Origin of the sequence: Cellulomonas carbonis (assembly GCF_014636275.1) — a bacterium.
GTDB classification, from domain to species: domain Bacteria; phylum Actinomycetota; class Actinomycetes; order Actinomycetales; family Cellulomonadaceae; genus Actinotalea; species Actinotalea carbonis.
On sequence record NZ_BMEB01000001.1, the window covers coordinates 393,976 to 407,280 of the forward strand.

The window sequence follows — 13,305 nt, forward strand, 5'->3', positions numbered from 1 at the left end:
CGTGACCCGAACGGCCTAGTGCCGCGCAGCGGCGACGTGGCCGAACCGGTGGAGCGTGCGGCTGACCGCCTGCTCGCGCACGACCGTGAGCAGCTCGCGCCGCGCGCTGAGGAGCACGGGCCCGTCGAGCACGGTCACCTCGCCGGTACGCCGCCGGGCGGCCTCGCGGAGCCCCGGTGCCGTGCCGACGACGCGCACCCGGCCGGTGACCTCGCCCGCGGCGACCCGCTGGGCGAACGCCGCGTGGTCCTCCTGCGCCGCGGTGCTCACGGTCACCGGGACGCCCGCCGTCGCGGCGGCGTCCAGGACCCGCGTGACGTCCCGGCCGCGCGCGTCGTCGCCGACGCGGACAGTGAGCTGGGGGACCGGTCGGTACCGCAGGACGTCGGCCTCGGCGCGCAGCCCGCTGGGGTCGTGCTCGGCGGCGAAGACCGACGCCCAGACGCGCGCGTCGTCGGCGCGTGCGGCGGCGAGCCACGCCGCCTCGTCGCCCGGCGCGTCGGCCGCGTCCTCCCACCGTCCGAGCTGTGCGACGTAGTGCGGTCCGCCGGCCTTGGCGCCCGGGCCCACGACCGACGCCTTCCAGCCGCCGAACGGCTGGCGCTGCACGATCGCCCCCGTGATGTGCCGGTTGACGTAGGCGTTGCCGACCTCGACGCGGTCGAGCCAGTGCTCGATCTCGCGCTCGTCGAGCGAGTGCAGACCTCCAGTGAGGCCGAAGGGCACGGCGTTCTGCAGATCGATCGCCTCGTCGAGCGTCTCGGCGCGCAGGACGCCGAGCACCGGCCCGAAGTACTCGGTCAGGTGGAACGCGGACCCGGGACGGACGCCGTGCTTGACGCCCGGCGTCCAGAGCCGGCCCTCGGCGTCGAGCCGGCGCGGACGGACGAGCCACCGCTCACCCGGGCCGAGCGTCGTGAGCGCGTCGAGCAGCTTGCCGCTCGCCGGCTCGGTGAGCGGACCGACGGCCGTCGAGAGGTCGCTCGGCGGACCGACGTGCAGGGACGACACCGCGTCGGCGAGCTGGCGACGCAGGCGCGCCGACCGACCAGCCGAGCCGACGAGGATGAGCAGCGACCCGGCCGAGCACTTCTGGCCCGCGTGGCCGAACGCGGACCGCACGACGTCGGCGACCGCGAGGTCGACGTCGGCGGACGGCGTCACGACGATCGCGTTCTTGCCCGATGTCTCCGCCATCACGTCGAGGTCGGGCCGCCAGCCCTCGAACAGGCGCGCGGTCTCGATCGAGCCCGTCAGGAGGACCCGGGCGACCGACGGGTGGCTCACCAGGCGGCGTCCGACCTCACCCTCGGGGGCGTCGACCACCTGCAGCACGTCGCGGGGCACGCCGAGCTCGTCCATCGCGCGGTGCACGGCCGCCATCGCGACGCGCACGCACCGCGGCGTCTGCGGGGCGGGCTTGACGACGACGGGGGACCCCGCCGCGAGCGCGGCGAGCACCGAGCCGACGGGGATCGCCACCGGGAAGTTCCACGGCGGCGTGACGACCGTGACGCCGTCGGGCCGGAACACCGCGTGCGGGTCGTGACCGTCCTCGAGCTCCTCGGCGCGGACCGCGTAGTACCGCGCGAAGTCGACGGCCTCGCTCACCTCGGGGTCGGCCTCGGGGACGGTCTTGCCGGCCTCGTCGACCATGGTGGCGACGAGGTCGCCGCGTGCGGCCTCGAGCAGCACCGCGGCGCGGCGCAGCACGGCCCCGCGGCGTGCGGGCGGCGTGGACGCCCAGGCGGCCGCGACCGCCGCAGCCCGCCCCACGACCGCGTCCGCGGCGGCCTCGCTGTGCACGGGGACGGCCGCGGGTGCCTCGACGCGTCGCGTCAGGAGCTCGGCGGCCCAGCGGCGCGACTCCTCGACGGCCGGGTCGGTGTCGGGCGCGTTGGTGAAGCCGGGCTCTCCGGGGGACTCGAGGTCGACGGCGGGTCGCGGCCGACGTCGCGGCGTCGGGTCCACGACCGCCGAGCCCTCGACCGACGCGAGGAACGCCTTCTCCTGCGCGGCGATGCCGTCCCCGCCGCCGTGGCCGCCGGCGAACAGCGCGTGCAGGAAGTTCTGCTCGGCGGCGTTCTCCTCGAGCCGCCGCACGAGGTACGAGATCGCCACGTCGAAGTCGTCGCGTGCGACGACGGGTGTGTACAGGAGCACCTCGCGGCCGACCGTCTCCTGCACCGCGCGGGCCTGCGCCGGGGCCATGCCCTGGAGCATCTCGACGTCGACGTCGTCCTGGACGCCGCGCGCCTCGGCCAGCAGGTGCGCGAGCGCGAGGTGGAACACGTTGTGGCTCGCCACGCCGACGCGGACGTCCGCGGTGCGCGCGGGGTCCATGGCGCGGTCGAGCAGGCGGACGTACGCGGCGTCGACGGACGGCTTGTCGGGGTAGGGCGCCTGCGGCCAGCCGTGCAGCTCGGCCTCGACCTGCTCCATCGCGAGGTTGGCGCCCTTGACGAGGCGGATCTTGATGCGCGCCCCGCCCGCGGCGCGTCGCCGTCGCGCGAGGTCGGTGAGCTCGTCGAGCGCGGCCTGCGCGTCGGGCAGGTACGCCTGGAGCACGATGCCCATCTCGGCGCCGTGCAGCGCGTGGTCGGCGAGCAGCTCCGCGAACACCGCGGTCGTCAGCTGGAGGTCGCGGTACTCCTCCATGTCGAGGTTGAGGAACGTCCCGTGCTCGAGCGCGGTCAGGTAGAGCGGCCGGAGCCGGTCGACGACACGGTCGCGTGAGCCGGCCGTGTCCCACGTCGACAGCTGACTCGCGACCGACGAGACCTTGACCGACACGTAGTCGACGTCGTCGCGCTCGACGAGGGCGCGCACCCGGGCCAGCCGCGCGGTGGCCTCCTGCTCGCCGAGCACGGCTTCGCCCAGGAGGTTGAGGTTGAGGCGGAACCCCTGGGACCGCAGCGACGCGACGTGCCGTGCGAGCCCGGGCCCGGCGTCCGCGACGAGGTGCCCGACGAGCTGGCGCAGTCGTGCGCGGGCCGCGGGCACGACGACGTGCGGCAGGACGGGGGCGACCGCGGTGCCGGCCAGCAGCATCGCGCGGTCCACCGGACCGAGGAAGGAGCCCGCCGCGCGCGTCCACGGGCGCAGCGCGGCGAGCTCGGCCGCCGCGACGCGCACGTCCTCGGGCCGGGCGACGCGGTCGACGAAGCGCAGCGCGAGCTCGAGCCCGTCGGGGTCGCCGACCAGGGCCGCGAGGCGACCCGTGGTGCGGCGCTCGGCGTCGGTCTCGCCCGCGCTCGTCGCGGCGAGCCAGCGGTGCGCGAGCGCGACCGCGCCGTCGGTCAGGTCGGTGACGTCCATCCGGCGATCCTGTTCCCACGGCGAGCGCCGTGTCTTGTACGAACTCGACCCGCCGCACGCGAGGGGACGTGCCGGACGGTCCTAGGCTCGGCCCGATGTCCACCGTCGCGTCCTCCGTCCTGTGGCCCGAGGGCGCGCGCCTGCTCGGCGCACTCAGCCCCGAGCTGCTGCGGCTCATGGACGGCCTGACCGGCACGATGTTCTGCGCCAAGGACACGACCGGGCGGTACGTCGCGGTGAACCAGGTGTTCGTGGACCGGACCAACGAGCGCTCGCGCCGCGCGGTCGTCGGCCGCCGCGCCGAGGACCTGTTCGACCCCGTGCTCGCGCAGCACTACGACGCGCAGGACGAGCACGTGCTGACGACGGGGGAGCCGCTGCACCACGAGCTCGAGCTCATCCTGCGGCCCGGCGGGTCGCCCGGCTGGTACCTGACGTCCAAGGAGCCCGTCCGGGTCGACGACGTCGTCGTCGGGCTGGTGAGCACCTCCGAGGACCTGCGCACGTCCGACCCGGCGGACGTCGCGGTGAGCTCGCTCTCGCGCGTGGTCGCGCTGGTCCAGGAGCGGCTCGCGGACCCCCCGTCCGTCGCGGAGATGGCAGACGTCGCCGGGTGCTCGACCGCGGTGCTCGACCGGCGCATGCGGCGCGTCTTCTCGCTCTCGCCGCGGCGGTACGTCCTGCGTGCCCGGATCGACCGCGCCGCGGTGCTCCTCACGACGACGTCCGTCCCGATCGCCGAGGTCGCGACCGCGGTGGGCTTCTACGACCAGGCGGTGTTCACGCGGACGTTCGGACACCTCACGGGGCAGACGCCCGCCCAGTTCCGCCGCGCGGTCGAGCGGCCCGTGGACACGCGTCCCGCGGCGCCGGGCCGTGCAGTAGGGTCGGCGCCGTCGGACATCCTTTAAGACCCGTCCTGTGAGGCGGGGAAGGAGGTCGCCAGATGTCCTCTGGCCCTGCTGTGCCCACGCCCGGTCCCGCCGTCCCCGCAGGGGACGACCACGAGGGGACCGAGGTCCTCGGCCCCGCCGAGGTGAACCGGTCGCTGACCCGCATCGCCCACGAGATCCTCGAGCGCTCGAAGGGCGCGGACGACCTCCTCCTGCTGGGCATCCCGACCCGCGGGCTCCCGCTCGCCCGCCGCCTCGCGCAGCGCATCGCCGAGGTCGAGCCCGGCGCCGACGCCGAGCGCCTCGTCGGGTCGCTCGACGTGACGATGTACCGCGACGACCTCCACCGGCACCCGACGCGCAGCATCGGCGCGACCGAGCTGCCACCGGGTCGCTCGGTCGACGACCGGGTCGTCGTCCTGGTCGACGACGTGCTGTTCTCCGGACGGACCGTCCGGGCCGCGCTCGACGCCCTCAACGACCTCGGCCGGCCGCGTTCGGTCCAGCTCGCGGTCCTCGTCGACCGCGGCCACCGCGAGCTGCCGATCCGCGCCGACTACGTCGGCAAGAACCTGCCGACGTCGCTCGCCGAGCAGGTGCGGGTCCGCCTCGCCGAGACCGACGGCGTCGACTCGGTGCGCATCACGGGAGGTGCGCGATGAGGCACCTGCTCAGCGCGTCCGACCTGGACCGCGACGCCGCCGTCGCGATCCTCGACACCGCCGCGCAGATGGCCGCGACGCAGTCGCGCGAGATCAAGAAGCTGCCCACGCTGCGCGGGCGGACCGTCGTCAACCTGTTCTTCGAGGACTCGACCCGGACGCGCATCTCGTTCGAGGCCGCGGCCAAGCGGCTCTCGGCCGACGTCATCAACTTCGCCGCCAAGGGATCGAGCGTGTCCAAGGGCGAGTCGCTCAAGGACACCGCACTGACGCTGCAGGCCATGGGCGCCGACGCCGTCGTCGTGCGCCACCACGCCTCGGGTGCGCCGCACCGCCTCGCGCACGCGGGCTGGGTCGACGCCGCGGTCGTCAACGCGGGCGACGGGACGCACCAGCACCCCACGCAGGCGCTGCTCGACGCCTTCACGCTGCGTCGGCACCTCGTCCGGACGGCCGACGAGCCCGAGGGCGTCGGCCGCGACCTCACGGGCACGCACGTCGCGATCGTGGGCGACGTCCTGCACTCGCGCGTCGCCCGGTCCAACGTGGCGCTGCTGACCACGCTCGGTGCGCGGGTCACGCTCGTCGCGCCGCCGACGCTCGTGCCGGTCGGCGTCGAGGCGTGGCCGTGCGCGGTGTCGTACCACCTGGACGAGGTCATCGCCGACCAGCAGCCGGACGCGATCATGATGCTGCGCGTCCAGCGCGAGAGGATGGGCGGGTCGGGCGAGCAGGCCGCAGGGTCGGCGCGTCACGGCGCGACGGGGTTCTTCCCGAGCCCGCTGGAGTACACGCGCACGTTCGGTCTCGACGCCCGCCGGCTGCGGATGCTCCCGGAGCACGCGATCGTCCTGCACCCCGGGCCGATGAACCGCGGCCTGGAGATCTCGGCCGACGCCGCCGACTCGGACCGCGCCGTGATCGTCGAGCAGGTGGCCAACGGCGTCGCGGTCCGCATGGCCGTGCTGTACCTGCTGCTCGCGGGGGAGAGGGAGACCTGGGGATGACGACGTACCTGCTGCGCGGAGCGGCGCCCCTCGGCGGCGCTCCGACCGACCTGCTGCTCGCCGACGGCCGCATCGCCGCGACGGGCGCCGACGCCGCATCCGGCGCGGACGCCCGGACCGTCACGGTCGACGCCGAGGGCCTCGTCGCGCTCCCGGGTCTGGTCGACCTGCACACCCACCTGCGCGAGCCCGGCCGCGAGGACGCCGAGACCGTCGCGAGCGGCACGCGTGCCGCGGCGGCCGGGGGCTTCACCGCGGTCCACGCGATGGCGAACACGTCGCCCGTCGCCGACACCGCCGGCGTCGTCGAGCAGGTGTGGCGCCTCGGCCGCGACGCCGGCTGGGTCGACGTGCTGCCGGTCGGCGCGGTGAGCGTGGGTCTCGCGGGCACGCAGCTCGCGGAGCTCGGCGCGATGGCGCACTCGGCCGCCCGTGTGCGCGTGTTCTCGGACGACGGCCACTGCGTGCACGACCCGGTCCTCATGCGCCGGGCGCTCGAGTACGTCAAGGCGTTCGACGGCGTCATCGCACAGCACGCGCAGGAGCCGCGCCTCACGCAGGGCGCCCAGATGCACGAGGGCGTCGTGTCGGCCGAGGTCGGGCTCGCGGGCTGGCCCGCGGTGGCGGAGGAGGCGATCATCGCGCGCGACGTCCTGCTCGCCGAGCACGTCGGGTCGCGCCTGCACGTGTGCCACCTGTCGACCGCCGGGTCCGTCGAGATCGTGCGCTGGGCCAAGGCACGCGGGATCGACGTCACGGCCGAGGTCACGCCCCACCACCTGCTGCTCACCGACGGGCTCGCCCGCACCTACGACCCGCTGTACAAGGTCAACCCGCCGCTGCGCACCGCCGAGGACGTCGAGGCGCTGCGCGCCGCGCTCGCCGACGGCACGATCGACGTCGTCGCGACCGACCACGCGCCGCACACGCGTGAGGACAAGGACTGCGAGTGGGCCGCCGCGGCGTTCGGGATGACCGGGCTCGAGACCGCGCTGCCCGTCGTCGCGACGACCATGGTCGAGACCGGCCGCATGACGTGGGCCGAGGTCGCCCGCGTGCTGTCGGCGACGCCCGCGCGCATCGGGCGCATCGACTCCGGCCCGCTCGCACAGGGCCGCCCGCTCGCGGTCGGGGAGCCCGCCAACGTCACGCTCGTCGACCCCGCCGCGCGGTGGACCGTCGACCCCCGCGGCCTGCTCAGCGCGAGCACGAACACGCCTTTCGGGGGCCAGGAGCTCGCCTCACGCGTCGTCGCGACGTTCCTGCGCGGCCGCGCCACGGTGCTCGAGGGCGCCCCGGTCGAGCCCGAGGCGGTCACCCGGTGACGTCGGAGCAGGTGCTCGCCGTGGCGGTGCTCGTCCTGGTGTTCGTCGGCGTCGTCGCCGTGATGGCACGGTCGTGGCTGCGTCGCGAGTCCGCCTCGACCGCGGCCACGACCCTCACGCCCGCGCCCGCGGACCTCGGCACGCCGCGCTCCGAGGCGATGGAGGGCACCTACGTCTCGACCGTCGACGCCGACGACCCGCTCACGCGCGTCCCGGGGCACGGGCTCGGCCGGCGCTCCGCCGCCGTGGTGCGGGTGCACGACGCGGGCGTCGTCGTCGAGCGCGAGGGCGAGACCGACCTCTTCGTCCCCACCGCGGACCTCGTCGACGCGCACCGCGCGTCGGGGGTCGCCGGCAAGCACGTCGGCGGCGAGGGCCTCGTCCTGCTCCGCTGGCGCCTCGCGACGCCCGAGGGCCCGCAGCCGGTCGACACCGGTCTGCGCCTGCGCCACCCCGCCCACCGGTCCGTCCTGACCGACGCCGTCCGCGCGCTCGTCGCCGACGCGTCGGCGGGCGCGACCCCGTCCACCCCCACCGAGGAGTCCTGATGAGCGACGACACCGCAGTGCTGGTCCTGGAGGACGGGCGCACGTTCACGGGCCGCGCGTTCGGGGCGCGCGGCTCGACCGTCGGCGAGATCGTCTTCAACACCGGTATGACCGGCTACCAGGAGACGCTCACCGACCCCTCGTACCACCGGCAGATCGTCGTCATGACGGCGCCCCACATCGGCAACACGGGCGTCAACGACGAGGACCCCGAGTCGACGCGCATCTGGGTCGCGGGCTTCGTGGTGCGCGACCCCGCGATCCGGCCGTCGAGCTGGCGGTCGACACGCACCCTCGACGAAGCGCTCGCCGCCGACGACGTCGTGGGCATCAGCGACATCGACACGCGCGCGCTCACGCGGCACCTGCGGGAGCGCGGCGTGATGCGCGCGGGGATCTTCTCGGGCGACGCGCTGCGCGACGCGGGCGGGCGCCTGCTCGTCGAGCAGGACCTGCTCGACGTGGTGGCGTCGGCACCCGTGATGGCCGGTGCGGACCTCGCGCGCGAGGTGACGGTGTCCGAGCCGTACACCGTCGAGCCGCGGCGCGGCCCCGCGAGCGGGACCGACGCCGTCGCGACCGTCGTCGCGATCGACCTCGGCATCAAGTCGATGACGCCGCAGCGCCTCGCCGAGCGCGGAGTGCGGACGCACGTGCTGCCGGCGACCGCCACGACCGAGGACGTGCTCGCGCTCGCGCCCGACGGCGTGTTCTTCTCGAACGGACCGGGGGACCCGGCCGCCGCTGTGCACGAGGTCGAGCTGCTCCGCTCGGTGCTCGACCGCCGGATCCCGTTCTTCGGGATCTGCTACGGCAACCAGCTCCTGGGACGCGCGCTCGGCTACGGGACGTACAAGCTCACCTACGGCCACCGCGGCGTGAACCAGCCCGTGCTGGACCGCCGCACGCAGAAGGTCGAGATCACCGCCCACAACCACGGCTTCGCCGTCGACGCGCCCGTCGAGGGCGAGTCGACCGCGCCGTACGACGACGGGCGCTACGGGCGCGTCGTCGTCTCGCACATCGCCCTCAACGACGACGTCGTCGAGGGTCTCGAGTGCCTCGACCTGCCGGCGTTCTCGGTGCAGTACCACCCCGAGGCCGCGGCCGGTCCGCACGACGCCGACTACCTGTTCGACCGCTTCGTCGAGCTCATGACGACCGGGGGCGTCGAGGACCGGGCGACCGGCGACGCCCCCGCCACCGCCACCGAGGAGACCACCGATGCCCCGTCGCACTGACCTCACGAGCGTCCTGGTCGTCGGATCCGGACCGATCGTCATCGGTCAGGCCGCCGAGTTCGACTACTCCGGCACGCAGGCCTGCCGCGTGCTGCGCAGCGAGGGCCTGCGGGTCATCCTCGTGAACTCCAACCCGGCCACGATCATGACCGACCCCGAGTTCGCCGACGCGACGTACATCGAGCCGATCACGCCCGAGGTCGTCGAGGCGATCATCGCCAAGGAGCGTCCCGACGCGATCCTGCCGACGCTCGGCGGGCAGACCGCGCTCAACACCGCGATCGCGCTCGACGAGGCGGGCGTGCTGGAGCGCTACGGCGTCGAGATGATCGGCGTCAACACCGAGTCGATCCACCTGGCCGAGGACCGCCAGGCGTTCAAGCAGGTCGTCGAGCGCGCGGGCGCCGAGAGCGCGCGCAGCGTCATCGCGCACTCGATCGACGAGGTGCTCGCGGCCGCCGACGAGCTGGGGTACCCCGTCGTCGTGCGTCCCTCGTTCACGATGGGCGGCCTCGGCTCGGGCATCGCGCACGACGAGGAGGCCCTGCGGCGCATCGCGGGGGCGGGCCTGCACTACTCGCCCACCACCGAGGTGCTCCTCGAGGAGTCGATCCTCGGCTGGAAGGAGTACGAGCTCGAGCTCATGCGCGACCACGCGGACAACGTCGTCGTCGTCTGCTCGATCGAGAACGTGGACCCCGTCGGGGTGCACACGGGCGACTCGGTCACGGTCGCGCCGGCCCTCACGCTCACCGACCGCGAGTACCAGCGCCTGCGGGACATCGGCATCGCGGTGATCCGCGAGGTCGGCGTCGACACCGGCGGCTGCAACATCCAGTTCGCGGTGCACCCGGCCACGGGGCGCGTCGTCGTCATCGAGATGAACCCGCGCGTGTCGCGCTCGTCGGCGCTCGCGTCGAAGGCCACCGGCTTCCCGATCGCCAAGATCGCGGCCCGGCTCGCCGTCGGCTACACGCTCGACGAGATCCCCAACGACATCACCGGGTCGACCCCGGCGTCGTTCGAGCCGTCGCTCGACTACGTCGTCGTCAAGGTGCCGCGCTTCGCGTTCGAGAAGTTCCCCTCGGCCGACCCGCTGCTGACGACGACCATGAAGTCCGTCGGCGAGGCGATGGCGATGGGCCGGAACTTCGCCGAGGCGCTCGGCAAGGCGATGCGCTCGATCGACAAGGCCGGGTCGGTGTTCCACTGGGACGGCGACGTCCCGACGGGGGAGCGGCTCGCCGAGCTCATGGCCTCGATCCGGATCCCGACCGAGGGCCGCCTGATCGACGTGCAGCAGGCGCTGCGCTCGGTCGGCGTCGACGGCGGCACGTCGGTGCAGGAGGTGTACGAGGCGACCGGGATCGACCCGTGGTTCCTCGACCAGGTCGTGCTCGTCAACGGCATCGCCGACGAGGTCGCCACGTCGCCCGACCTCGCACCCGAGCTGCTGCGTCGCGCGAAGCGGCACGGCCTCTCCGACCAGCAGATCGGCCGGCTGCGCGGTATCGCCGAGAGCACCGTGCGTGAGGTCCGGCAGGCGCTCGGCGTCCGCCCGGTCTACAAGACGGTCGACACGTGCGCCGCCGAGTTTGCCGCGCGGACGCCGTACCACTACTCGTCGTACGACGACGAGACCGAGGTCGAGCCGCGCGAGCGCGAGGCCGTGATCATCCTCGGCTCGGGCCCGAACCGCATCGGCCAGGGCATCGAGTTCGACTACTCGTGCGTGCACGCGGCCCTCGCGCTGCGCGAGCACTACGAGACGATCATGGTCAACTGCAACCCCGAGACCGTCTCCACGGACTACGACACCTCGGACCGCCTCTACTTCGAGCCGCTGACGTTCGAGGACGTGCTCGAGGTCTACCAGGCAGAGCTCGCGGTCGGTCCCGTGGCGGGGGTCATCGTCCAGCTCGGCGGCCAGACGCCGCTCGCGCTGGCCGAGCGCCTCGAGGCCGCGGGCATCCCGATCCTCGGCACCCCGCCCGCCGCGATCGACGCCGCCGAGGACCGCGGGGTCTTCGGCACGGTCCTCACCGACGCGGGCCTGCCCGCGCCGGCGTTCGGCACCGCACGCTCGCTGGCCGAGGCCACCGAGGTGGCGCGCGGCATCGGGTACCCCGTGCTCGTCCGTCCGTCGTACGTGCTCGGCGGGCGCGGCATGGAGATCGTCTACTCCGACGGGCAGCTCGGGGAGTACGTCGAGCGGGCGCTCGGCGCCGCGGCGGCGGCGAACGGCGGCACGGGCGAGATCCCGCCCCTGCTCGTCGACCGGTTCCTCGACGACGCGATCGAGCTCGACGTCGACGCTCTGTTCGACGGCACCGAGCTGTACCTCGGCGGCGTCATGGAGCACATCGAGGAGGCCGGGATCCACTCGGGCGACTCCGCGTGCGTCCTGCCGCCCGTCACGGTCTCGGCGGCCGAGCTCGACCGCATCCGCGTCTCGACCGAGGCGATCGCGCGCGGCGTCGGGGTCCGTGGGCTGCTCAACGTGCAGTTCGCCCTCGTCTCCGACGTGCTCTACGTGCTCGAGGCCAACCCGCGCGCGAGCCGCACCGTCCCGTTCGTGTCCAAGGCCACCGGGGTGCCGCTGGCCAAGGCCGCTGCCCTCGTCATGGCCGGCTGGTCGATCGCGCAGCTGCGCGCCGACGGCGTCCTCCCGGCTGACGGCGACGGCGGCGACCTGGGCCTCGACGCGCCCATCGCCGTCAAGGAGGCCGTGCTGCCGTTCAAGCGGTTCCGGACCGCACGGGGCTCGATGGTCGACACGGTGCTCGGGCCGGAGATGCGCTCGACCGGCGAGGTCATGGGCTTCGACGTCGACTTCCCGACGGCGTTCGCCAAGTCGCAGGCCGCGGCCTTCGGCGGGCTGCCGACGTCGGGTCGCGTGTTCATCTCGGTGGCCGACCGGGACAAGCGCTCGATCACGTTCCCGGTCAAGCGGCTGTCGGAGCTCGGCTTCGAGATCCTGGCGACCCAGGGCACGGCCGCTGTGCTGCGTCGCAACGGCATCGCGTCGACGGTCGTGCGCAAGAACTCCGAGGGCCGCGGTCCCGCGGGCGAGCCGACCGTCGTCGACCTCATCGAGGCCGGCGAGGTCGACATGGTCGTCAACACGCCCTCGGGTCAGGGCGCGAAGGCCGACGGCTACGAGATCCGGACGGCCGCGGTGACGGTCGACAAGCCGATCGTCACGACCGTCCAGCAGCTGGCCGCCGCCGTCCAGGGCATCGAGTCCCTGCTCGCGGGGCCGTTCTCGGTCCGCAGCCTCCAGGACCACGTGCTCGAGCTGCGCGACCGCACGCGCCCGGCACCGCGCGACGGTGCGGCCGGCTCGGGCGGCGCGGGTGACGGGTCCGCGCAGGGCGCCGAGCGGCCCACCGGGGCGCGCGCGTGAGCGCGGCCCCGGTCACGCCGGCGTTCGGGAGCCGTATCGCGGCGGCCGCCGACCGCCTGGGCCCGCTGTGCGTCGGCATCGACCCCCACCCGGCGCTCCTCGCCGCGTGGGGCATGACCGACGACGTGGACGGCCTGCGTCGCTTCGCCGACACCGTGACCACGGCGCTGGCGGGCCGGGTCGCGGCCATCAAGCCCCAGGCGGCCTTCTTCGAGCGGCACGGGTCCGCGGGGGTCGCGGTGCTCGAGGAGGTCGTCGCGGCGGTGCGCGGCACGGGTACCGAGCTCGTCGTCGACGCCAAGCGGGGCGACATCGGCTCGACCATGCAGGCGTACGCGGACGCGTACCTGCGCGACGGCTCGCCCCTCGCGGGCGACGCCGTGACGGTCAGCCCCTACCTCGGCTTCGGCTCGCTCGAGCCCGCGGTGCGGACGGCCTCCGCGACCGGTAGGGGACTGTTCGTGCTCGCGCTCACGTCCAACCCCGAGGGCGCCGCCGTGCAGCACGCACGGACCGTGGGCGCCGACGGCCTCGCGGGCCCCAGCGTCGCCGGGGTCGTCGCCGCGGAGGCCGCCGCGCTCAACGCAGCCGAGTGCGCCGCCACCGGTGCGGCGCTCGGCTCGGTGGGCCTCGTCGTCGGCGCGACGGTCGGTGGCGCGGTCCGCGAGCTCGGCATCGACCTCGGGGCGGTCCGCGGGCCGCTGCTCGCCCCCGGCGTCGGCGCGCAGGGCGCGGGGCCGGCCGAGCTCGCCGACGTCTTCGGCGACGCGCGCCGTGCCGTGGTCGCGTCGGTGTCCCGCGGCGTGCTGTCCGCCGGCCCGGACCCCGCGGCCCTGCTGGGGGCCGCCCGGACAGCGGCGGACGAGGCCGGCGCGGCCCTGCGCTGACCTGCGACGGTGCGCGCG

General features: G+C 74.6%; 9 protein-coding genes. 8 read left to right on the forward strand and 1 reads right to left on the reverse strand.

The window, feature by feature from the left end:
- Positions 1-15: 15 nt before the first annotated feature.
- Positions 16-3,318: a proline dehydrogenase family protein gene (locus IEV86_RS01805; protein WP_188484524.1), complete on the reverse strand. Its 3,303-nt coding sequence runs from the start codon at positions 3,316-3,318 to the stop codon at positions 16-18.
- A 95-nt stretch (positions 3,319-3,413) separates the two neighbouring features.
- On the opposite strand from IEV86_RS01805, the gene IEV86_RS01810 reads away from it, so the two are divergent.
- Genes IEV86_RS01810 through pyrF form a run of 8 tightly spaced genes read left to right on the forward strand, consistent with a single transcriptional unit; the run spans position 3,414 to position 13,287 of the window.
- Positions 3,414-4,229 carry a helix-turn-helix domain-containing protein gene (locus IEV86_RS01810; RefSeq protein WP_052426486.1) on the forward strand — a complete coding sequence of 272 codons (816 nt, stop codon included), beginning with the start codon at positions 3,414-3,416 and terminating at the stop codon, positions 4,227-4,229.
- Between the two features lie 35 nt (positions 4,230-4,264).
- Complete coding sequence (gene pyrR / locus IEV86_RS01815) at positions 4,265-4,873, forward strand: bifunctional pyr operon transcriptional regulator/uracil phosphoribosyltransferase PyrR (RefSeq protein ID WP_043609103.1); 609 nt, start codon at positions 4,265-4,267, stop codon at positions 4,871-4,873.
- Positions 4,870-5,880: an aspartate carbamoyltransferase catalytic subunit gene (locus IEV86_RS01820; protein WP_043609097.1), complete on the forward strand. Its 1,011-nt coding sequence runs from the start codon at positions 4,870-4,872 to the stop codon at positions 5,878-5,880. Before pyrR ends, IEV86_RS01820 begins: the two co-directional genes overlap by 4 nt.
- Positions 5,877-7,205, forward strand: a complete 1,329-nt coding sequence (locus tag IEV86_RS01825) for a dihydroorotase (protein WP_043609094.1) — start codon at positions 5,877-5,879, stop codon at positions 7,203-7,205. The genes IEV86_RS01820 and IEV86_RS01825 overlap by 4 nt, the downstream gene beginning before the upstream one ends.
- Complete coding sequence (locus IEV86_RS01830; RefSeq protein ID WP_043609091.1) at positions 7,202-7,753, forward strand: PH-like domain-containing protein; 552 nt, start codon at positions 7,202-7,204, stop codon at positions 7,751-7,753. The genes IEV86_RS01825 and IEV86_RS01830 overlap by 4 nt, the downstream gene beginning before the upstream one ends.
- Positions 7,753-8,994 (forward strand): glutamine-hydrolyzing carbamoyl-phosphate synthase small subunit, encoded by a 1,242-nt coding sequence (carA, locus tag IEV86_RS01835; RefSeq protein WP_081978893.1) that lies wholly within the window; start codon positions 7,753-7,755, stop codon positions 8,992-8,994. Before IEV86_RS01830 ends, carA begins: the two co-directional genes overlap by 1 nt.
- Positions 8,978-12,400, forward strand: coding sequence for a carbamoyl-phosphate synthase large subunit (gene carB / locus IEV86_RS01840; RefSeq protein WP_188484525.1), 3,423 nt, complete (start codon positions 8,978-8,980; stop codon positions 12,398-12,400). Before carA ends, carB begins: the two co-directional genes overlap by 17 nt.
- Positions 12,397-13,287: an orotidine-5'-phosphate decarboxylase gene (gene pyrF, locus IEV86_RS01845; RefSeq protein ID WP_188484526.1), complete on the forward strand. Its 891-nt coding sequence runs from the start codon at positions 12,397-12,399 to the stop codon at positions 13,285-13,287. The genes carB and pyrF overlap by 4 nt, the downstream gene beginning before the upstream one ends.
- The last annotated feature ends 18 nt before the right edge of the window (positions 13,288-13,305 follow it).